At 48.1% G+C, this 21,915-nt stretch carries 16 protein-coding genes and 3 pseudogenes; 4 read left to right on the top strand and 15 right to left on the bottom strand.

Going from position 1 to position 21,915, the window contains the following annotated elements; genetic code table 11:
- Positions 1-151: 151 nt before the first annotated feature.
- A complete protein-coding gene (locus tag BWI93_RS25800) occupies positions 152-679 on the bottom strand; it encodes a YfiT family bacillithiol transferase (protein WP_094816796.1) in 528 nt (175 codons plus the stop codon).
- A 207-nt stretch (positions 680-886) separates the two neighbouring features.
- Between BWI93_RS25800 and BWI93_RS29245 the strand changes: the two genes are divergently transcribed.
- Together BWI93_RS29245 and BWI93_RS29240 are read left to right on the top strand one after the other, a co-directional pair.
- The gene (locus BWI93_RS29245) at positions 887-1,786 is read left to right on the top strand and encodes a hypothetical protein (RefSeq protein WP_255158077.1); all 900 of its coding nucleotides are present in this window, start codon (positions 887-889) and stop codon (positions 1,784-1,786) included.
- A complete protein-coding gene (locus BWI93_RS29240; RefSeq protein ID WP_255158080.1) occupies positions 1,747-2,931 on the top strand; it encodes a prolyl oligopeptidase family protein in 1,185 nt (394 codons plus the stop codon). Before BWI93_RS29245 ends, BWI93_RS29240 begins: the two co-directional genes overlap by 40 nt.
- A 62-nt stretch (positions 2,932-2,993) precedes the next feature.
- On the opposite strand, the gene BWI93_RS25790 is transcribed toward BWI93_RS29240, so the two are convergent.
- The gene (locus BWI93_RS25790) at positions 2,994-3,422 is read right to left on the bottom strand and encodes a VOC family protein (RefSeq protein WP_094816794.1); all 429 of its coding nucleotides are present in this window, start codon (positions 3,420-3,422) and stop codon (positions 2,994-2,996) included.
- 304 nt (positions 3,423-3,726) lie between these two features.
- Here BWI93_RS25790 and BWI93_RS25785 point away from each other — a divergent pair.
- Together BWI93_RS25785 and BWI93_RS25780 are read left to right on the top strand one after the other, a co-directional pair.
- A pseudogene (locus BWI93_RS25785) lies at positions 3,727-6,087 on the top strand (M1 family metallopeptidase).
- A 564-nt stretch (positions 6,088-6,651) separates the two neighbouring features.
- The gene (locus BWI93_RS25780; RefSeq protein WP_369679227.1) at positions 6,652-7,338 is read left to right on the top strand and encodes a M4 family metallopeptidase; all 687 of its coding nucleotides are present in this window, start codon (positions 6,652-6,654) and stop codon (positions 7,336-7,338) included.
- A gap of 462 nt (positions 7,339-7,800) precedes the next feature.
- Here the strand turns inward: BWI93_RS25780 and BWI93_RS25770 are convergent, their stop codons facing one another.
- The 13 genes and pseudogenes from BWI93_RS25770 to BWI93_RS25705 form a co-directional block, all read right to left on the bottom strand.
- On the bottom strand, positions 7,801-8,184 hold the full coding sequence (locus BWI93_RS25770) for a type II toxin-antitoxin system HigA family antitoxin (protein ID WP_094816788.1): 384 nt from the start codon (positions 8,182-8,184) through the stop codon (positions 7,801-7,803).
- A gap of 13 nt (positions 8,185-8,197) precedes the next feature.
- Positions 8,198-8,425, bottom strand: a complete 228-nt coding sequence (locus tag BWI93_RS25765) for a type II toxin-antitoxin system HigB family toxin (protein WP_255158078.1) — start codon at positions 8,423-8,425, stop codon at positions 8,198-8,200.
- Positions 8,426-8,628: 203 nt separating this feature from the next.
- On the bottom strand, positions 8,629-9,057 hold the full coding sequence (locus BWI93_RS25760) for a GNAT family N-acetyltransferase (RefSeq protein WP_094816783.1): 429 nt from the start codon (positions 9,055-9,057) through the stop codon (positions 8,629-8,631).
- Between the two features lie 79 nt (positions 9,058-9,136).
- Entirely contained in the window at positions 9,137-9,652 is a 516-nt protein-coding gene (locus BWI93_RS25755; protein WP_094816781.1) for a hypothetical protein, read from the bottom strand.
- 141 nt (positions 9,653-9,793) lie between these two features.
- Positions 9,794-10,381, bottom strand: coding sequence for a DUF4136 domain-containing protein (locus BWI93_RS25750; protein WP_176454338.1), 588 nt, complete (start codon positions 10,379-10,381; stop codon positions 9,794-9,796).
- 728 nt (positions 10,382-11,109) lie between these two features.
- Entirely contained in the window at positions 11,110-12,372 is a 1,263-nt protein-coding gene (locus BWI93_RS25740; RefSeq protein WP_255158076.1) for a PAS domain-containing sensor histidine kinase, read from the bottom strand.
- 14 nt (positions 12,373-12,386) lie between these two features.
- Positions 12,387-13,752, bottom strand: a pseudogene (locus BWI93_RS25735) (sigma-54-dependent transcriptional regulator).
- Between the two features lie 176 nt (positions 13,753-13,928).
- Positions 13,929-15,158, bottom strand: a complete 1,230-nt coding sequence (locus BWI93_RS25730) for an FtsX-like permease family protein (protein WP_094816773.1) — start codon at positions 15,156-15,158, stop codon at positions 13,929-13,931.
- Positions 15,159-15,417: 259 nt separating this feature from the next.
- Complete coding sequence (locus BWI93_RS25725) at positions 15,418-16,581, bottom strand: ABC transporter permease (RefSeq protein ID WP_094816771.1); 1,164 nt, start codon at positions 16,579-16,581, stop codon at positions 15,418-15,420.
- 48 nt (positions 16,582-16,629) lie between these two features.
- Entirely contained in the window at positions 16,630-17,877 is a 1,248-nt protein-coding gene (locus BWI93_RS25720) for an ABC transporter permease (protein WP_094816769.1), read from the bottom strand.
- A 38-nt stretch (positions 17,878-17,915) separates the two neighbouring features.
- A pseudogene (locus BWI93_RS25715) lies at positions 17,916-18,577 on the bottom strand (ABC transporter ATP-binding protein).
- A 347-nt stretch (positions 18,578-18,924) separates the two neighbouring features.
- Entirely contained in the window at positions 18,925-20,373 is a 1,449-nt protein-coding gene (locus BWI93_RS25710; RefSeq protein WP_094816767.1) for a TolC family protein, read from the bottom strand.
- The gene (locus tag BWI93_RS25705) at positions 20,370-21,617 is read right to left on the bottom strand and encodes an efflux RND transporter periplasmic adaptor subunit (protein WP_094816765.1); all 1,248 of its coding nucleotides are present in this window, start codon (positions 21,615-21,617) and stop codon (positions 20,370-20,372) included. The genes BWI93_RS25710 and BWI93_RS25705 overlap by 4 nt, the downstream gene beginning before the upstream one ends.
- Positions 21,618-21,915: the final 298 nt, after the last annotated feature.

The following is a 21,915-nucleotide window of genomic DNA, read 5'->3' as shown; positions in this document are numbered from 1 at the left end:
TGAAATGTTTGAAATGTTTGAAATGTTTGAAATTTAATTATTTTTATTTAACCTCCAAACTTTAAAATTCAAACCTAAAACACTATTCCAAACCTTAAACCCTACTCAAACGACATTCAAGCCTTAAACCAAATTCAAACTTCAAACTCCATCAAACCCGCATTCCCAAAGCCAACTCAATATGGGCCAAATGATGCTGCACGTGCCAAGCTGAAATGGCGATGGCCTGCTTTTGATTAAAGTAAATGTTGCGGACAGGGTGAAAATAGCTAAGCTCTAGTTGTTCAGGCGTTAAAGATTCAATCAGATAGGCATACCGCTGGTGTACGCCCTCGAAAAGCAGGAGTGAGTCTTCTAGGGGTGCGGACACACTATCGGCAGTATGGGCCCAACCGCCCATGTCAATAAGGGTCGCCTCGGCATAGTCCGGTTCAGTTATTGCCTTTTTCATTCGGAAATAATGCAGCAGTTGAATATCAGCTACATGATGGACCAGCTGCCGAATAGTCCAGCTGCCTTCCCGATACGTTTTACACATTTCTGCTTCGGAAAGATCTTGTACTAAGCTGCGATAGGTAGCGGGTGAAGTTCGAATAATTTCAACGCATTTTTGAAATTCCTCTTCAGTATAATTCTCCTTTAATTGAAAGGGTCCAATGGGAAATTTAAGATGCTCCATGTATGTAAATTAGTTAATGGTTATTTGTTGTTGGTTGATGGTTTAATGTCCTTCATCATTACCAAAATTAAAGTCGATTTTATTCAAAATATTGTGCTTAACAATCAAAGTTGTTTTCACCTAGATTCCACGAAAATTAATCGCATCACTCGATTCTTATCATAACTTATTTATCTTTTGATTCGCCTTTAAAACTATCCTTTTCGTATGATTCATTACCCCAAAACCCGGCAGGATGTTAGCGTTACAAATGATTATTTCGGAACCACCGTCGCAGATCCCTACCGCTGGTTGGAGAACGATACGGCTCCCGAAACGCTGGCTTGGGTAGCTGAGCAAAATAAAGTAACTTTTCAGTATTTAGAGCAGATTCCCTTTCGTAATCGTATTAAAGAACGACTCGAAAAGCTTTGGAATTATCCACGCTACGGCTCGCCGTTTCGCGTCGGTGAATACTACTTTTTTTCCAAGAACGACGGTCTACAAAACCAGGCGGTCGTTTATTACCAGAAAGGATTAGCGGCGGAACCGGAAGTATTTCTGGATCCGAATACCTGGTCAAGTGATGGAACGGTGACGGCCAACTTCGCCGGATTTTCGCACGACCATCGGTATGCGGCTTTGAGTATCAACCGGGCGGGCTCAGACTGGCAGGAAATGGAAGTCATGGAAATTTCCACCCGCGAAAAAACGTCTGATGCCTTACGATGGCTTAAATTCAGCGGTGCCGCCTGGCATAAAAACGGCTTTTACTACAGTCGTTACGACGAGCCGAAACCCGGTGAAGAGCTATCCGCGGCTAACCAGTTCCATAAAGTCTACTATCACCAACTAGGTACCCCGCAGGAAGAAGATCAGCTGGTATTTGAAGATCCGCAACATCCCTATCGCTACTTTTTTGCCCAAACCACGGAAGATGAGCGGTTTCTGATCATCAATAGTTCGGAAGGCACGGACGGATCAGAGATTTGGGTGAAAGATTTGCAGCAGGAAAACAGTATGCTTATCCGACTTTACGAAGCTTTCGGTACAACTACGCCGTTGTCGATAATCGGGGGGATCAGTTACTGGTTCATACGAATGAAAATGCCTCGAACTATCACTTAGTACTAATCCATCCATTCACGCGGGAAGAATCCATTTTTGTTGCGGAAAAGCCCGAAAAGCTGGAATCAGCGGGGACGAGTGGTGGCAAACTCTTCGTGAATTACCTGAAAGATGTCACCGATCAGGTTTTCCAGTACGATTTGGTAACGGGCCAGCTCGATCGGCAGGTACGTCTGCCCGGCCTGGGTTCTTCTTACGGTTGGTCAGGCAATAAAGACGATCAGGAGCTATTTTACTCGTTCACTTCTTTTCTGTACCCGCCCACGATTTTCCGGTACACGATTGCTACGGGAGAATCGGTGCTCTTTCGTTCCTCCGAAATTCAGTTTAACCCAGAAGATTACGAAACCAGTCAGGTGTTCTATCCCAGCCAGGATGGCACGCTGGTTCCCATGTTTCTGACGCATAAGAAAGGGCTGGTTCGCGACGGCTCGGCTCCTACGCTATTGTATGCTTACGGTGGTTTTAACATCAGTCTGAGTCCGGCCTTCAGTAACTCTAACCTCATCTTGCTTGAAAACGGCGGTATCTACGCTCAGGCGAATTTGCGGGGCGGCGGCGAGTACGGCGAGAGCTGGCACAAGGCCGGAATGCTGGAAAACAAACAGAACGTATTCGATGATTTCATTGCGGCGGCGGAGTACCTCCAACGCGAACAGTATACTCGTCCGGAGCGGCTGGCGATTGCCGGGGGGTCCAATGGAGGTCTGCTCGTAGGTGCCGTAATGACGCAGCGGCCAGAGCTATTTCGGGTTGCTCTGCCCGCCGTGGGCGTGCTGGATATGTTACGCTTTCATTTGTTCACCGTGGGCTGGGGCTGGGTGGTTGAATACGGATCGAGTGCTCAGTCAAAAGAGAGCTTTGAAAACCTGTACGGCTATTCGCCCCTGCATCAGTTGAAAGCCGGTACGTCCTATCCGGCCACGATGATTACTACCGCCGATCACGACGACCGGGTGGTGCCCGCCCATAGCTTCAAATTTGCGGCGGCGTTACAGGAAAAACACGCCGGCCCCAATCCGGTATTGATTCGCATCGATACCTCGGCCGGACACGGGGCTGGCAAACCTACGGCCAAAATCATTGAAGAACAGGCCGATAAATGGGCCTTTGTATTCTGGAACATGGGCCTGGAGATCTACTAAACGCAGAAAGGAGCTTCATTCAGATGAAGCTCCTTTCTTTTATGATCCATTTTTCATGACCATTAACCTGCTTTGATGGTAACCATCCAGTGAATGCCGTATCGGTCCTTGACCATCCCAAACGTTTCTCCCCAGAATTGTTTGATGAGTGGAGCAGTGATCTGACCGTCTTGCGAAAGCTGTTCAAAATACCTCGTCAATTTTTCTTCTTCTGAACCTTCGAGGGATAAACTAAAGGGCCCGTTGTTTTGTGTTTCCGTATAGTAGGGATGGTCACTGGCCAGTAAGATTACTTCGCCCTGCAATCGGGAAAACATGATTTTACTTTTCATCTGCTCACTGTTGGCTTTGGGGTCCTGATGAGCATCCGCTGGCCCATCGCCGTAAGTAGATACCGTTAGTTCTCCGCCAAAAATGGTTCGGTAAAATTCCATGGCCTCCCGGCAGTTTCCGCCGAAAAACAGATAGGGATGGAGCGTTAAAGCCGTCATAGTTAAACGTGTTTAGAAGTACAGTACGGAGGTTTGATCGATGCTTAAAACTAAGCTAAAAATACAATCGTTGCTTCTGCCTCAGCGACTTAAAGAACGACTAATTTGTTCGAATGAAACAGAGCTGGAAGCGGAACAAGCCATTCAAATAAAAAGCCATCTTTTACAGATATGACTTCCTGTTTCTTTTGTATCTTGAGCCACTTACCTCCCACAAGCGAGTTTATCTTAGCTTTATACCAAATCCGTAATTCAGTTCTCTTTTTTCTGGAGGCCTGCTTTAACTCTTGTTTTTCTTTCCCGTATGAAAAAACGTTTCCTTACCCTAAGCCTCAGCCTGTGTACGCATCTGGCGTTACTGGCCCAAAATCCGGCGGCTCCAACGTATCAGGCCAATACCCGTTTCGAACAACTGGGTACGCTCCTGCCTACGCCTACGAACACGCGATCCGCTTCCGGTGCTCCCGGCAAAGCCTACTGGCAGCAACGGGCCGATTACGACATTAAAGTAGAACTCGACGACGAACAGCAGAAAATTACGGGTACGGAGACGGTTACGTACCACAACGATTCGCCGGATGCCTTGCCTTACATCTGGTTACAGGTCGAGCAGAACCGCTTTCGGGCTGATGCGGCGGCGGGCAAAGCTCCATGAGCAGCGGCATTAATCCGGAAGGGATGAGTACGGCCGAGCTAGCCCGACTGACGAATACGCCAGCGAAAGCGTACGGGTACACTATTCATTCGGTGAAGGATGTTACCCGTAGAAAGGACCTCAAGTTTACGGTCAACGAAACCATGATGCGGGTGGATCTGGTTCAGCCGCTTAAGCCCGGAGAGAAAGTTGTATTTTCGGTTGACTGGGATTTTCTGGTTCCCCCACAGGGCCGCTGCAATTACAAATATTACCCCGCCGACGGCAACTACGCGTATTACATCGCTCAGTGGTTTCCGCGACTGGCCGCTTACGACGATGTGGACGGCTGGAAGCATAAGCAGTTTATGGGAGCGGGCGAGTTTACGCTGATCTTCGGTAACTACAAAGTGGCCATCACCGTACCGGCCGGACACGTGGTAGCCGCCACGGGCGAATTGCAAAACAGCAAGGAAATTCTTACGGCTACTCAACAGAAACGCTGGCAGGAGGCTAAAAACAGCTACAAGACGCCCGTTCTGATGATTACGCAGGAGGAAGCCATTGCGGCTTCGAAGCATAAGACCACGGGTAAAAAACCTGGATTTACAAAGCCGACAACGTACGGGATTTTACATTTGCCAGTAGTCGCCGGTTCATCTGGGATGCCATGAACGTGGATCTGAACGGGAAGAAGTCCATGGCGATGTCGTATTATCCGAAAGAGGGCAATCCGCTGTGGGGGCAGTACTCGACGCAAGCCGTGGCTCATACGCTGCGAAGTTACGGAGCCCGTACTATTCCATACCCTTATCCGGTAGCGATTTCCGTAAACAGCGGCAGTCCCGGTGGTGGGATGGAGTATCCGATGATTAGCTTCAACGGTGGACTGGCCGAAGCCGATGGTACCTATTCCGAACGCACCAAGTACAGCACCATTGGGTCATCATTCACGAGGTGGGCCATAACTTTTTCCCAATGATCGTCAACTCCGACGAACGCCAGTGGGCCTGGATGGATGAAGGACTTAACAGCTTTTGTCAGTACCTGGCTGAACAGGAATGGGATCGCGATTTCCCCAGCAGCTACGGCGAGCCACAGAAGATTGTGCCTTACATGCAGTCGGCGGCTCATACACAGGTACCGATCATGACCTCATCAGACAACATCATGCAATACGGACCTAATGCCTATTCCAAACCCGCGGCTGGCTTGAATATGCTGCGGGAAACGATCATGGGTCGGGAGTTATTCGATTATGCTTTTCAGGAATACGCTCGTCGCTGGGCCTTCAAATCGCCTACGCCCGCCGACTTTTTCCGGACGATGGAAGATGCCTCGGGTGTAGATCTGGACTGGTTCTGGAAGGGCTGGTTCTACACCGTCGAGCCCGCCGATCAGAATCTGGCCGAAGTAAAATGGTTTGCCATCGACGCTCAGGACCCGGCTGCCCGGAAGGCTCGTTTGAAAGAAGCCGATGAGAAACGTCGCCAAACGATGGCGGTGGAGCGGAATAAAACGGATATTAAGCAGACCGTCGTAGAAGCAAATCCGGAGATGAAGGATTTTTACAATACCTACGATCGCTACGCTCCCACCGAGGCCGAGAACAAGCAATACGCTGATTTTCTGGGCACGCTGAGTGAAGAAGAGAAAAAGCTGTATCAATCCGGGAAGAACTTTTATACGCTTAGCATCGAAAACAAGGGCGGTCTGGTGATGCCCGTCATTGTGAAGGCTGAGTACGAAGACGGCACCAGTGAAGTGTTCCGCTTTCCGGCAGAAATCTGGCGGATGAATGACAAGCAAATTCTGAAGGTCATTCCAACGAATAAAAAAGTAACCCAATGGACGCTGGACCCTTACTACGAAATCGCCGATATTGATACGGAGAACAATGCTTTCCCGCGACAACCCAGTCAGCCCACCCGTTTTCAGATGTTCAAACAACGCGAGTTTAAACGTCCGTTGAATCCGATGCAGGAGCCGAAATCTTCGCAGGGAGCAATAGGTGGGAAATCGGGGAAATGATTGGTTTTATTTGATAAAGGTTTTTTGACCCGTCTATTATTTATATCTAGAAACTTGAACATCCATTGACAAGTGTTAGGGAATCACTATATCGTCCTGCAAACACGACTGGTTTTTCAATCCCAATCGCCAACATTGTGTTAATCGGAAAGGTTTTAATCTATGCAGTTCTATTAAAAAACATCAAACCCAAACTGTGGGATAATCTCAAGAAACCAGCTTTTATGACGGTAATGGCATTCTTACTTGGATGTTTCCACTTGACACTGTGCTATTAATTATTATTATAAAATATTAAAGAGAAATGGCTTACCATATAGTAAGCCATTTCTCTTTAAACGGTATGTTAGTTATAAAGTGTAAAAATGTTTAAGATAAATTAACAATAACACGTATAAATACGTATAGGATGTGTACTGTTTTAGCATGAAATTACCTGCGATTTTAAAACAAACACAACCTAAATAGTATGAAAAAAATACCTTCCTCTCATTTTACTTACCGCTTCCTTAGCAAGCACATTAGCATCAGGGCAGGTAAATCATGTGCCAAGCTATGAATTGAATCAAAGATCATCTCTTTTTAAAGCAGACCCCTGAAGTATTCAACCAACCTTCAAGATTTGAACGACCAGGTTGGCGATCTCCCGCTTTCTGTCAATTCCCTCAAATTGGTAACGATTTTTGTTGGGTCCACCATAATAGTGGTGTAATGAACAAATGGTTTCATCTAGTATCCACTGGCGGAACCTTCAACGGTCAAAATGTAAATGCCATTGGCCCTCATGCTGCCCAACAAATCGTTTATTGGGCTTTGGCCAATTACTTACAATCACAGTCTACTTACAGTGATGCTCGGTGGAGCACTATGGCCGCTGCCCGAGATATTTATGGTGAATGCTCTAATGAACACAGAGCCGTTATTGCTGCATGGAATGCTGTGAATGTTATTTCTCCTGTTTGCCCTGGAAGTGGTGGTAGAATAGCAGCAGAACAAATTGAGAATTCAGCTGAAAGCATCATGAAAGTATATCCTAATCCTGCAACAGATTTTGTGACTATACAACTTTTTGATCCAATAACTACTGTAGATCTACAACTGTACGATATGACAGGCAAAGTTATTAAAGCTTGGAATACGAAAGAAAGTACTATTACTTTCGCTACAAAAGGTCTTGTTCCAGGAATTTATACCTTAAAAGCTCAAACTCCTAAAGGTATTTATACACACAAAGTGATTATCAATCAATAGAAATATTATGAAAAAGCAGTTCATTTTAGGACTCGTATTGATAACTGGCATTTTTATTTCCTGTGACAAGGATAGGCCAGAAGAATGCTCGTGTCAGGGGCCAACTATTAAAACCCTTACCGACGTCCCCATGAGTTTCAATGCAAGAGGATCGAGAGGATTCCTCTTTACACCGGGTAAAGGTTTATCCGCCTTCGTAGTATGTGATTCCACCAAACTTATTCCCTTTAAAGGCGTTTTCAACAAAGAACGCGAGAATGGGGTCATCTACTTTGATGAATATAACCTTTTAGTAAGTGGAAAATTGAAATGTAGCAACGAACCCTGCCGTTTTACGGGGTGCGATCTAGGTTATCTTGAAATAACGGAGGTTAAAGCTAGATAGAAAGACCTACTATTAAGTCACTAATTTGAATCCTAGCTTAAAGAGCAATGGCCTACCACCTGGTAGGCCATTGCTCTTTATCGTTTTAAGGCATACGGCTTAATGAGCAATTCGGCAGGTAAGCGTAGGAGTTCACTGAATTTACGAATCATGGTCAGTGAAAGAGCCTGTTTGTAGTGCAGCACCTTGCTAACCGTCGAATCGTCTCCGTAAATGCGAGCTAGATCCGCTGGCTTATAGCCGAAATCTTCCATCCGGATTTTAATTAGCTCAACGGGATCGGCCTCGGGTAGTTCATCTTCTACCAGCTTTTGTTCGTAATCGCTTATCAACCGAACCAGAAGCATTTTCTCTTTATGCTCGATGCTTCCTGGTTCAGCATACTTGATTTCCTGATAACGGGCCATTGCAGCCTCGTAATCGTTTTCACTTTCAATGATAAACCACTGTAGGTTGGTCATTTTTTTTGTTTCGTTAGATGGTAAGAGCATCTATACGATCATATTCTGCGTGCGTGCCGACAACTCTGACTTCGACTACCTGGTCTCTGAAATTGATCTTAGCCACCAGTCTATAACTGTTTCCTTTGATCGTAAACCGTGCTCTCTCTCCGTTTAAAATCTTTGCTCTCGGAAAGTCCTGAAGAATATCCTGGGGAAGACTCCAGACCGCTTGCTTTACTATTCTATTCCACTCTTTCAGGCTTTTGCCCGCGTCGTTGTGTTTTTGGTTGGATCTACCAATGTCACTTTACTCAGTAGTTGTTTTATTTTGTTAATCCGCCGTAGACTGCTGTACGAAGTCCTTCCGTATTCCTCTGCTTCGGAGAGTCTCTTTGTACTCAAATTTGATCCGTATTTACCTAGCTTCTCCGCATAAGCTAGCTAGCCGAGAAAGCGGACGTGCTACAAAGAAGTCATCTCAAGCCGATACTTCGCGTAAGCCACTTCACTTTTGTAGAACACCTCACCCTCCATTTGCATACCAAACCGCTCGTAAAACGACCGGGCCGTCAGGCGAGCATCGCACCAGAGTATTCTGGCTTTTTTCGTACGCACCTGGGCAATCACTTCCATAAGCAGGGCTGACCCCACACCCCTCCCCTGCCAGGACGCATCGACGGCAAACTTTCGAAAGCGAAACCGATCGCTGGTTTCGGCAAATACCGAAATAACACCGATCAGTTGACCTTCGTAAAAAGCTCCGTAGTGCAGGCCTTGCTCATCATCGGTAAGTTTTACGGATGCCAGCGGTCGATCGGGCCAAAGCACCTGATGACGTAACGAATAGGTTTCCTGAGCAGGTATGGTCTGAATTAGGAAGACGGGAAGCATAGCGATCAATCACAGATGAAAGGCCAAAGGTATGCAGAACGCACGCCTTTGGCCTTTTTAATCCTTACAGAATGAATTTTTACGCGTGTTTTTTGATGTAAGTCTGAATATTTTTTAAATCCTGACGCAGGCGTTCATCCATTTTCTTGGCTTCTTCTTTGGTCGCTTTTTCTCTGGATTCGAGCGAAGTACGAGCCATGCTAATCAGTTTAAGTCCCTCATCTTTGCTGGTTTTGTCCAGTTTGCCTACGTGTTTTTCCAGATCGTTGAGGGTAACTTTCAGCGGATCAGTTGTCACTTCCGGTAACACGAGGATGTCTTCAATAGCCTGGTGTCCCACCGTCAGTTCAGCGGCCGTGACTGCCTGATTCAGCTCCTCTTCCGTCAGTTTCTTCGCTTTGGCCCGTTCTACCAGTTTCTCCAGGTCTTTCAGGTGAGTATTGAAATTCGTCAGGTTTTCACCTTTCAGATTTCTACCCTCCTGTTGAAGAGCCGCGATCCCCGATTCCATATCTTTCACTGCTGTTTCGGGAGCTTTGGTTTGGAGGGCAATCAGGGCCTGATCGAAATACGCATCCGAAGGATTTTCAATCACCTGCGTTTCTTCGGCTGCAATGAGCGTCGTATCCGTGGTGGAAGTTTGAGCTTCCTGTTTTTGGGAGAGGACTGGCAGGAGGCTAATACCAGCATCAGGCCGATCGCAAACAGATTGGATTTCATGGTTTGATCGATTTAATTAGGAGTGTTGAAGATGTTCGGGGTAACGGGCCAGAATTTTCTCGGCCTCGTGGGCAAATTGTTTAGCCAGTCCAGCCGGATCATTTACCGGATTCTCCAGCGAACCAAGCCACAGTAATTGCTGCGTTTTCGCGTCAATGACATCGACGATCAGCGTTCCTTCGGTGTAGTGTTCGGTATGATAACCGCTGTTCCAGGGCTGATAATAGTAACTGTAGCCAACGGGCATCCAGCGGCTTCGGTACCAGATGTTATAGGGAACGTAATACGGATAGGGGTAAGCGGGATTCGCGACTTGCTGGGTTTTATTTTCAAAATACTCGTGCGTGGATACTAACAAATCAGGTTGGTTATCGTCCTGAACCAATCCTTTTTTCGTGAGTTCGGAAGCAATCGCATTTTGAATCATTTCGTCGGTAATGCCACTTTTATACAAGGGATTTTTATTACCCTGAATATCTGGTTTGACGAACGTGAATTTCCGATACTCATCAAAGTTGACCGCACTTTTTTGCTGTACCTGAACGGCGGTGCATCCACTCATCCAGAGCAGAATAACACCTAGAAAAAACCATTGCGTTTTCATGCGTGACATGCATAATTGATAGCGTTGAATTTGTTTTTCGTACTGCTTTTGTGTGACCAAAGCTCTTGGTCGGGTTTTAAATTGAAGTATAAATACGCTTAAAATGATCTTAAAAACGGAGAGCTGGAACTGTCCTCTTTTCAGACGGATAAAAAGACAAACGAACGCCGATAGCAGCGTTCGTTTGTGTTGATAAATAATACAGATTTTATGGGTTTACGTTTAATCGCTAAATAGGAATTAATGTTACTAACGGCTTATAGCGAATCATGAAAGCCTCCTTTTAAAGATCCAAGAAGACCTGTTAAAAATCGTCATGAAGTGGCTTGGGATCGGGAGCCAGATATACGGTAATGGATACGCTTTGGCCCCAGTACTGCTTTTTAAGTGGGATAGAGACGGGCAAGTAACCTATCCCTTCAACACGTAGCTGCTTCAAAGTACGATCGGTTATAAAAAACGATGCTCCTTTTGCTAAACTAATCCCCGCATTGACCTTTTTTTACGATAAAACGTCCATAAAACTGGACAGGTCTGCGTTGTATCGTCGGCATACCTGCCTTCAATGTAAAGAATCGCATCTTTTCCGTTGAGCAACTTTTCTACCTTTTTAATCTGGTACGTAGATTGACTTATCGGTATCTGAGCTACGATTTCCCAACCGATTAAGGCAAAAAACACAATAAGAAGATTACGTTTCATACACAATCGCATTAAAGTGACTAGGGTTAACGTTCAAACTGAATTCGAAACGCCGTCCAGCCGTCTGCCTGCGTTTTTAGTGTAAAAGAAAAACCGTGGTTGACGAGAATCTCCCGAATCAGTGTCAATCCAATGCCCTGTCCCTGGGGTTTCGAACTGTAGAAAGGATTAAATAGCTGGGTTGATTCTTCGGACGTGATCGCCTTGCCATTATTCAGAATCGCCAGTTCGGATTTCTGAATTTCAACGCGTATTTCAGTGCCCCCAGCTTCGATGGCGTTTTTCAGAACGTTCACCAGTACCTGTTCCAATTGGGCGGTATCCGCGTATAGTGTACAGGGTTCGTTCGGTTCAGGCGTGTGGATACTACTCCCCTGGTTCAGAGCCGTTGCCCGCATAAACAGGCTTACCTGCTCCACCAGTCGGTTTAGGGAAACATCTTCCCGTCGGGGTAAGGGCAGGCGTACCACATCCGCAAAATTCCGCATAAACAGGGTTAGTCGTCCGTTGCGGCCGCTGGCAATACGCAGGGCTTCGCTCAGGTCGGCAAATTCCGGCTCGGTCAGAAAATCAAGCGTTGTTTGCAGAATCGAGTCCGTTGCTCCCAGCGTATTGTTCACTTCATGAGCCATCATCCGAATGACTTTTCCGTAGGCTGCTTTTTCAATTTCGTACAGCTCGCTGGTCAGTTCTTCAAGCATGAAAAAAGAACGTCGAAAACCCTGATCCATCAGGTGGGAACGCTGTACCTTGTAAGTTTGTATGCCCGTCGTTTTGAGCGTTCGGGATTCGCCATCGGGCATGGTACTCATTTGCTGGAGTAAGCCCTGATCGGTTTCCTCGAGCTTTTTCCCGAGTATCCTATCACTGAATTGTCGGGTTGCGGTGGGATTGAGCTGAACCACGCGTTCGTCGAAATCCAGTACAAGCAGACCCACGGGAGAGGCTTCGATCAGTTTCTCCAGAAAAAAATGCTGCTCCTGCAACCGCGTCCGCTCTTGGCGTAGCTGATCGATCATCAGGTTGTATACTTCAATCAGCGTATCCACTTCACCTTTGCCCGTGGGTACGAACCGGATCGTAAAATCCTGGTCCTTGATGGCCTCAATGCCCGAGCGAATGAACGCGACGGGCTGTCTGAAATCCTGGTACAACTGAGCAGCAATGGCAATAGAGATAAACAGAATCACTTCTGCCGCTATGAAGAGCAGTTTATGTTGAAAGAATACCTGATAGACCAGCCCCGTCAGCAAAACGTGCAGGGCGATCATGTACAGAATATACTTCATGCGGGTAGTTAGCCTCATACATCGTCGGCGTCGTAGGAAATTCCGTATTTTTCAAGTCTTCGGTACAGGGCAAACCGCGTAATCCCCAACGAACGGGCAACCCGGGCTACCTTATTCTGGTGAAAATCCATGGCCCGCTGAATCATGTGGTACTCCATTTCTTCCAGCGTCAGCGTACCAACTTCGGGCAGGCTACGCGGGGCACTGGTGTTCGCGGTCAGATTGATCTGGAAATCTTTTACTTCCAGACGATCCTGACCGGACAGAAGCACCGTTCGTTCCACCAGATTTTTTAGCTGACGAATATTACCGGGTAAAGGCAGTGTCCTCAGCCATTGTACGGCCATCGGACTCAGTTGTAAAGCGGGCCGATGATAGATTTCCTTCAGGTTATTCATGAAAAATTCCGCCAGCAGGGGAATATCCTCGGGTCGTTCGCGAAGGGGCGGCAGTTTCACCGAAATAAGGTTGATGCGATAGTACAAGTCCTCCCGAAAGGTTCCTTTCGCGACCATTTCCTCCAGGTTTCGATTGGTGGCACAAATGATTCGCACGTCTACGGTACGGCTCTTGCTGCTGCCCAGCGGCTCGAAGCTCCGTTCCTGCAAAACCCGCAACAATTTTACCTGACTCGACAAGTCCAGCTCCCCGATTTCATCCAGAAAAATAGACCCTCGATTCGCCAGTTCAAAACGCCCGATTCGATCCGTTTTAGCGTCGGTAAAGGCTCCGCGTACGTGTCCAAACAGTTCGCTTTCGAACAAGGTAGCCGAAATTCCGCCGAGGTTCACCTTCACGAAAGGTTTACTTTTCCGGCGGCTGTTAAGGTGAATGGCTTCGGCAATGAGTTCTTTCCCCGTACCACTTTCGCCCGTAATTAGCACCGGAGCATCCGTAGGAGCCACGCGGCCAATGGTCTGCAGGATGTCCAGCAGCTTGGGGTCTTGTCCGACGATGTACTGAAACTGATATTTTTCCTGTAATTTCTGACGTTCCGGCGAGGATGTTACGGGCTGAGACAGGTTCAGAATGGTACGGACCGACTGCACCAGATGATCGTTCTGCCAGGGTTGGTAATGAAATCGCGGGCTCCTTTTTTCATGCCCTGTACCGCCAGATCGATACTGCCCCAGCCCGTAATCAGAATCACTGGAATAGCGGGATACGCCTCCCGAATCTGATCCAGTAAATGCATCCCTTCCCGACCGGAGGTTTCAATCGAAAAGTTGAGATCCAGTAGAATTAATTCCGGTGTATGCTGACGAAGTACGTCGAACGTTTCGACGGGTGAACTCGCTCCCATGACCCGAAACCCCTCTTTTTGAGTAGTAGGGCCAGCGAAGTGCGAATAGCCAGATCATCGTCAACAATAAGAATCATATTTTTAGTTGTTCGTGGATGGTTTTTGGTTGATAGTGACTGCTGATTCTTTTGACGCTTTAGGTATGGCTTGAAAGGCTAATGAATTGATGTACCGGTTTGATTCACTCATCAAAGCATTTGAGGGATGTTATAAACCCGATCCAGGCCCATCAACCCCTAACGTACAACTAGCGTTACTCCTCGTGCAACGCCACAGCCGGTTGAATCCGTGAGGCCAGACGGCTGGGGTACCAGGCACAGAGCGTTACAAGCACGTAAAGGCTAATGATCGCAGCGAGGATTGCCGTCAGGTAAACACTCGCATCCATATCGAAGGCATTCAGCAAAGGAAATTGCAGAGCCACCACCAGACTGACGGCGATGCTAAAGGTAGTCAGTACCCAGATTTCACTCATAAACTGAAGGGTTATCGCTCCTTCCGTAGCCCCCATGGCCCGACGCAGACCAATTTCGCTTTTCCGGCTAATCATGTTCAAATGTAAAATACCAAACAGACCCAGCACCACGTCCATCAGCAAAAACCCACTGATCAACAGGAAAATAGTAATCAGCACCATTACATCGTTAAACTCCTGTTTGCGGATGTCGTCCAGAAAGATCATTTCCGCATCCACATCCTTTGCTATCTGGGATACCTCTTTCATCAATTGCGATTGAAACGTAGCGTCTACACCGGCACGCGTCTTAATCAACATACTCATTTCTCTGGCACCATACTGCCCAACCGCTGTTTCAAACATGACCGGTACTTCCTCCGCCAGGGGATCTTTTCGGAAATGGTCCACCATTCCAACGATTCTCCATTCGGCCATAGCCCCTCTGTTAATGACCTTCCCGATGGGATCTTCGTTCGGAAACAGGGTTTCCTGGAACTTCTTATTTACAATCACAGTGCGGTAATCGTAAGAAGGACGCGGCAGGCTAGCCCAATCTTTAGCACCCCTGGGAGCCCAGTTATCGGGGATCTCAAAAACCCGATCCTGAGCCCCAAACCAGCGGCCTGCTTTCAATTGTAGCTGTAGCGTAGGTAGTAATTCTTCGTCTGCATCGTAAACGATAGCAGAGGTTTTGACCTGTTGCTTGTAATTAATGCTGTCCGACTGAGTACCTTCTGGAAAAGATTGATTCGTCAGTGAAGCACGTTGCACCTCCGGATACGAACGAATGCGTTGCAAAAGGGCCTTCTTCTGCTCTCTGGTATCACCTGCTCCCTCTTTCTGGCTGAGTTTGAGTACCCAAACGTTTTCATAACTGAAGCCGATCGGATCCCAGTACCTGCGAAAACTGGCAATTAGCAAAGAGAATACCCCAAAAAGCACCAGAAACGAAGCTCCTATTTCAATCATCAGTAAGGTATGAGCCCTCCGTTTATTCCAGATTAATGTAAAAAAATGCCGAAGCATAAAAACAGATTTACAGTGAAAAGCACGGTTACCTGATCACCCCCCTCTTTAGGCCTTTGGCCTGTCAACAATGTTTTTTTAAGTAGGCGGAATCGCACTTAGCATAATACAAACTGTCCCTTTTCTGATTCCATTCTTTCGTTTGAGGCGTCCTAATCAGCTACAAGGGGCCCATCCAGGCATCGGATTTGTTACCTTTCTCCTACACCAACCCTCTGCCTCACCACCAAACAACTAAAAACTATCAACTAGTCCCCCCTTACTCTTCATGCAACGCCACCGCTGGTTGGACCAGCGACGCCTGACGACTCGGGTACCAGGCACACAGCGTAACGAGCAGATAAATAACGCCTACCGCAGCGATAATGGCCAGCACGTAAATACTGGCATCCATATCGAAGACATTCATCAGCGGGAACTGTACCGCAAAGAGTAAGCCTAGGAGCAAACTAAACGTCGCCAGTACCCAGATTTCACCCAGAAATTGCATGGATACGGTTTTCTCCGTAGCACCCATGGCTCGCCGCAGGCCAATTTCGCTTTTCCGACGGGCAATGTTCAAATTTAGAATACCGAACAGGCCCAATCCTACATTAATTAGCAGAAAAGTACTGATGATTACAAAAACGATGACGGGTACCAAGGTCAGGTTGTGCTGGTTTTTACGGGATTCCGTAAGGTACGTGACTTCCGCCCCCCAGCCCTGACCTACCCCCAGCACCTCTTTGACGAGCCGGGCTTCGAAGTTGGCATCCGTGCCGGGACGCGTTTTGATCAGGATATTCTTATCCCAATCCGTATTCATGAGCGACTCAAATACGGCGGGGGTATTTGCCGTAAATTCACCTTTCCCTTTAAAATGATCAACCATTCCGACCACCTTCCAGGCGTGTTTGTCATGCTGTTTAATCACCTTCCCAATCGGATTTTCGTTCGGAAAAAGCTTTTCCTGAAATTTTCGGTTAATCACCAGGGGAGTATACTGAGCAGCCCGATCCTGAGGACCGAACCAGCGGCCCGCCACCAGTTTCAGGTCCAGGGTTTGAGCCAATGCCTCGTCTGAACGGTAAAACTCGGCCATGGTATGAACATTGTTATACGTGATCCCATTGTTCATATTACTCATGCTAAACGGCGTGTTGGAACTCATCCGGGAGGCACTTTCCACTTCCGGGTAGGAGCGAATGCGTTGCATGATGGCTTGTACTTTGTCGCCAATATTCGTGGTGTCCTCGTTGTTGTTCAGTTCGAGTACCCATACGTTTTCGTAGGAAAAACCGATGGGCTCGCGGTAGTTGCGGAAGTTGGAAATCAGGAAGGTCAGCACGCCGAAGAGCACCAGGAACGAAGCCCAGATTTCGATGATCAGTAGTGCGTGCGTTCTCCGTTTATTCCAGATCAGGGTAAAAAAATGGCGAAGCATGGAAGGGTATGTTTTAAGGTGAGTCGTCGTTAGCGTACACCTGAGGATTTATGATTTGAGAGCATCTACAATGTTCAGTTTCGACATGCGGAAGGCCGGTAGTACGCCCGAAAGCAGACCAAATACCAGACATACACCGATGCTGACGAGAAATACGGTAACGTTAATCGTCAGGTCGGCATAGGCAATCCAGCCACTTTGATTGATCAGCTGGATGATACCATAGGAAAAGATCAGAGCCAGTACGCCGCCCAGAAAGGTGATGAAGATGTTTTCGATAATAAACTGCCACAGCAGCGTGCGGGCCGGTGCTCCGAAGGCTTTCCGTACCCCAATCTCCGAGGCTCGTTCCAGAATGCGACTAACGTTGACATTCACCAGATTAATCGCCGGTAAAGACATGAACATCAGAACGATAATACCGACGATGCTGTAAAAGAAGATCTTCTTACTGTCATCCGTGCCAAAAAAGGGCGTTAGAAACTGATTGATGTAGGTATCTGCTTTAACCACAAACTGACTATAACGAAAGCCGGATTCTTCCCCGGAAGCGGGAAGACGACCGATGACCTGATCAAATTCAGCCTGAATCGCCTGACGATCGGCGGGGGTTTTAGCGAGAATGATCCCTACGAAATTGCCCCGCATTTGTCCCTTTTCGTAATTGCTTTTAGGAGCCGTATACGGGAAATAAACATCGGCATAGGTATACAGTCGCGTAACCGGACTGCCCTTTACCACACCCATTACCCGATACCGCAGTCCTTCAATTTCAATATCCCGACCAACGGTGGATTTGCCATCGTCTTCGAAATACTCTTTGCGTAACTTATCCGTAATGACGGCGACGCGATCGCCCCCTTTGATTTGTGGCTCGCTGAAGGGTTTTCCTTCCAGAAATTCAAAATCCGTTACCCGCCAGAAATCGGCATCCGTGTATTTCGTATTGAGCTTGATACGTTTCCCATTAACGTACGCGTTCGCAAAGCTAAACTGGGATGAAATGCCTACCCGCTCGGGCGTTTGCAGGGTTTTGACGTAGGTATTAATAAATCGAAAGCTGGGCGGTCCCTGACTGCGACTATTTCGGGATGAATCGGTCTGGGTCAGCATAGTGACGTATAGCGACCGGTAGCGTTTGTTTTCCGGATAATGCGAGCCCAGCAAGTGATCCAGAAAAGACGTAATCACCATCAGGACCGTCAGCGTAACGCTGATGCCAAACAGCGTAATAAAGGTGTAGAAAGGGTGCCGCAGCAACACTTTCCAGGCTATTTTGATGTAATTCAGTAGCATAGGATCAATCCGATCAGTCGTGACAAAAAGGTTCGTACTTACTGTACCTGGGTACCGTCGAAGAGGCGAATGAGGCGGTGGGTACGCTTGGCCATAGCATCGTCGTGGGTCACCATGACGATCGTGGCTCCATCCTCATTGAGTTTTTGCAGAATGGAAAGGATTTCGTTGCCCATGGCACTGTCGAGGTTTCCCGTAGGCTCATCGGCGAGAATGATTTCGGGTTGACCGACAATGGCCCGAGCAATGGCTACGCGTTGTTTCTGTCCACCCGAAAGCTGCTTGGGGAAGTGTTTCATCCGGTTGCTCAAACCCACTTTTCCAGGGCCTGCTGGGCCAGTTCGCGGCGTTGTTTGGCGGTGCTATCCCGGTACAGTAAAGGAATTTCTACATTGTCGAGTACCGACAAATCATTAATCAGGTGGAAGCTCTGGAAGATAAAACCCAGCTTCTGATTCCGTAACTGGGCCAGAGCCTTGTCCTGGTACCGTTCGACGCGACTACCATCAATTTCAATGTGTCCGCTGGAAGGCTCGTCGAGTAATCCCATAATATTCAGCAGCGTACTTTTGCCGCAACCCGAAGGCCCCATGATGGACACGAATTCGCCCCGGTTCACCGTCAGGTTAATATTATTCAGGGCCAGCGTTTCCACCGAGCTGGTCCGGTACACTTTCTCAACGTTCTGTAACTTGATCATAAGGTTTGTCAGGTTAACTACTGATGTTTTATTAATACTGATGTTTTGAATTCATTTTTTAGTCGCAGGACCAGCCTTTATACACTTACTTTCCAAGCCTACACCTGTATTTCATTCATTTATACTTTTAGTACAATTAATGCCACTAAGCCTTGACGAAGAACAGCCATTAAATGCTAAAGATGAAAATACCTCCCGCCCGTGAGCCGCGGAATGCCCTACGACAGTCGCAATGCGGTGGCCCAGAGCAGACTGTCGTCAGGCATGGAGTGGCTCATGGGCTACTAGCAGCCAGTAATGAGTGCGAGTGCCGTCTTAGTATAACCAGATCAATAATCCGCTCTACATTATTCATACCGAATCTTCTCCCTCCGCTCAAAATCATACAGCGTCAGCAACCGCAGACTGTAATACGACTGCCAGTAATCCCGCAGAGCCAGAATGTAATCGCGTTTGGCCCGGTCCTTCTCCTGCGTGGCAATGGCCAGATCCGTTACGCTCAAATTGCTTAAGATAAACCGTTCCTGAGCAATCTGGTAGCGGTTGGCCGCAATCTCGTCGGCCAGCCGCGTAAGCCGTACCTGTTTCTGGAGCATCTGCAAGAGCGTAACCTGCGTGAAAATCTGCTGTTCGAACGTTAGCTTATCCTGCTCTACCGACTGCTGGGCAAACTCCCGGTTCGCTTTAGCCACCTCCGTGCGAGCTTTATTTCGTCCCCAGGTCAGAATGGGCAGCGTAAACTGCAACTCCACAAACTCCCGATCCTGCGGTTTACGATACACATCCATCGGCTGGCTGCCCCGGTTCGACAACCCGAACGTGGCGTTCAGCGAGGCGTTCAATCCATTCTCCTTCACGGCCTGCTGTACATCGCGTTCGGCTTCCAGCAGGCGACGACTAAATGCTACGGCATCGGCCCGGTTTGCGAAGGCTTCGTCAATGGCCTTTTGCGGCTCCACAATAAACTCCCGCAGTTGCGTCGGAATTTCCAGTTCGGGCATGCGATCATTCCGAAAACCGATGTACCGATTCAGTTGCAGCGAAGCTACCGTAGCCGATTGCTGGGCCGAGGCCAGGTCTTTCTCTGCCGTCAGTACTCCCATCTGTAATTGCAACAGGTCATTCTGCGAGATACGTCCCAATTCCAGTTTATGCTGGGCAATTTTATAGAGCGTGTCGTTGTTCTGACGGTTTTTCTCGGCAATCTGTAAATTCACCTGAGCCACCAGCAGATCGAAATAATATCCTGAGGCCTGCAGAGCTACTTCTTCCATTGACGAAAGGTACTGCTGCATGCCTTCCTGATACTTCAGCGGCTGAATGCGGCGGTCCCATCGCATGGCATTGTAACGAAACAGGGGTTGACGAATACCCATTTCAAAAGGAACGCCATTGTACCGCGTGTTGTCGCGGGCAAAGTCGTCGAAGCGTTGCAACTGATTTTGCACGTACAGCGTACCGCCCGTCGGGGCAATGCTCTGGCTTAGCGACAGGCTCAGTAGTGAATTGTTGTTAGATACGGGCTGGAAGGCGATGGTACCGTCGGGTTGCACGACTTCAATGTACGAACGGGTGAAACCGGGCAACGTACCATCCAGACTCAGTTGGGGCCGATAATCCGCCAGAAACGAGCGGTATTGCCAGTACGTGGTCTTTTTTTGGGTAATGGCCTGTTTGGCGGCGATCGACTGATGGCGGGCCTGCTCGACGGCCTCGATCAGCGTGAGTTTGTATTCCTGAGCCCAGAGTGTACCAACATTCCACAACAGCAGCAGAAGAAAAGTATAGATTTTCATGGCTTGATGCTGATTTCTTCCAGGTGCTGGTACTGATTTAAGTCCGTCAGAATGACCCGATCGCCTTCCTTCAATCCGCTTTTAATTTCCACGAAATCAAAGTTGGAGCGTCCGATTTCTACTTCCCGGCGGTACGCTTTGTTACCCTCCCGCACGTAGACGTACTGCTTGCGTTTACCCGTGAATGCAGGGCCATTCGCTACCCGCAGGGTTCGCGTACTGCGATCGGTGACGACAAATACGTCCACTTTCATATTGGGTCGTAACAGCGTACTCTGGGCGTTGTCGAGCTGAATGACAAACTTGACGATCCCATTGCTGATGGCAGGTTTTACCTGCGTAATCTGGCCTCGCAGCGTTGTATCGTTTATTTTCAGGATGACGGGCAAGCCAACTTTCACCTGATCGGCGTAGATGTCGGAGCAGGAGCCATCCACCCGGAAACTGCCCAGATCGGCCACCTTCGCCAGCATTTCGCCTTCGTTGACGGACGAGCCAATATTTTCGTTGACCCAGGTGAGGACCCCCTTGCGGTCGGCCACGATGTCCGCCCGTTTTAATTTGTGCTCCAGCTCCTTCAGATTCTTGCTTTCGATCTGGGCCCCCAGTTCGGTTTCCCGCAGGCTGGCTCCCATCGACTGCCGATTGTAAATCAGATCGTTTTCGAGCTGCTGCTTTTCGAGTTCGGCAATTTTCAGGGCGTTTTCCGCCCGGGTGATGTCTTCACGGGTACCACCCCCTACTTTCTGCAAGCGACGGGAATCTTCAATGTCCGCCCGAAGCTTGTTGATATTGAGTGACTTGATTTTATCGCTGATTTCGGCGTCGTAGAGGTTCTTGTTGAGTTTCATTCGCAACTGATCGATGCCGTTGCGTTTTAGCTCCAGCTGATCCTGCATTTTCTCGTATTCAATCTGCGTCAGCGATTTGTCTAGTTCCAAAATGGCCTTACCCGGCTCGACGGGCGTACCCGTCGTGAGCAGTACCCGTTTGATACTCGCCCGAATGGGACTGGTCATAATTTGTTCATACGCCGGAATGACTTCCCCCGTAGCGGTCAGCGTATTTTCTACGTCGCCAACGCTCACCGAAGCGGTCCGTATCCGCGAGCCTTCGATAGAGCTTTGTAGCGTAGACCGCACGCCGTAGATACCAGCTATCAGAGCCAGCAGTAGGCCGGAGGCTACCAGCCATCGTCGGTTGCGTTGTCGCGTTCGGTATTCTGCCTGTACTTCCCGATCCATTGGTACTAAAAGGTTGAAAAATGAAGTGATACTACCCTTTCCTACATGCCACAAGCGTGCCACAATGTATATTACTGTATTTCAATACCTTACCAAAATCAGTGACTCCTAAAAGTGTGCGATATCGCACGCGTTGTGTTAAATCGCACGGCTTGTCCTGACGGGTGTATGGATGATTTTTTAGGTTATTTCGCCTTGGACAGAGCGAGCTTGGTTCTTTGAAGACGGCTGGTTTTTTTAGTCCGTATCGCGAACGCTGCTGATTTCCTCTTGCTCAGGGCCACCGCATTGCTGAGGA

This window comes from Siphonobacter sp. BAB-5385 (assembly GCF_002261125.1).
GTDB lineage: Bacteria > Bacteroidota > Bacteroidia > Cytophagales > Spirosomataceae > Siphonobacter.
This window is presented reverse-complemented; position numbering and strand designations above follow the sequence as displayed.

Bases quoted from the DNA above. Each gene is read 5' to 3' on its own strand.
- BWI93_RS25800 (WP_094816796.1), bottom strand. From the start codon at position 679: ATGGAGCATCTTAAATTTCCCATTGGACCCTTTCAATTAAAGGAGAAT.
- BWI93_RS29245 (WP_255158077.1), top strand. From the start codon at position 887: ATGATTCATTACCCCAAAACCCGGCAGGATGTTAGCGTTACAAATGAT.
- BWI93_RS25790 (WP_094816794.1), bottom strand. From the start codon at position 3,422: ATGACGGCTTTAACGCTCCATCCCTATCTGTTTTTCGGCGGAAACTGC.
- BWI93_RS25770 (WP_094816788.1), bottom strand. From the start codon at position 8,184: ATGACCAACCTACAGTGGTTTATCATTGAAAGTGAAAACGATTACGAG.
- BWI93_RS25760 (WP_094816783.1), bottom strand. From the start codon at position 9,057: ATGCTTCCCGTCTTCCTAATTCAGACCATACCTGCTCAGGAAACCTAT.
- BWI93_RS25750 (WP_176454338.1), bottom strand. From the start codon at position 10,381: ATGAAAACGCAATGGTTTTTTCTAGGTGTTATTCTGCTCTGGATGAGT.
- BWI93_RS25740 (WP_255158076.1), bottom strand. From the start codon at position 12,372: ATGAAGTATATTCTGTACATGATCGCCCTGCACGTTTTGCTGACGGGG.
- BWI93_RS25730 (WP_094816773.1), bottom strand. From the start codon at position 15,158: ATGCTTCGGCATTTTTTTACATTAATCTGGAATAAACGGAGGGCTCAT.
- BWI93_RS25725 (WP_094816771.1), bottom strand. From the start codon at position 16,581: ATGCTTCGCCATTTTTTTACCCTGATCTGGAATAAACGGAGAACGCAC.
- BWI93_RS25720 (WP_094816769.1), bottom strand. From the start codon at position 17,877: ATGCTACTGAATTACATCAAAATAGCCTGGAAAGTGTTGCTGCGGCAC.
- BWI93_RS25710 (WP_094816767.1), bottom strand. From the start codon at position 20,373: ATGAAAATCTATACTTTTCTTCTGCTGCTGTTGTGGAATGTTGGTACA.
- BWI93_RS25705 (WP_094816765.1), bottom strand. From the start codon at position 21,617: ATGGATCGGGAAGTACAGGCAGAATACCGAACGCGACAACGCAACCGA.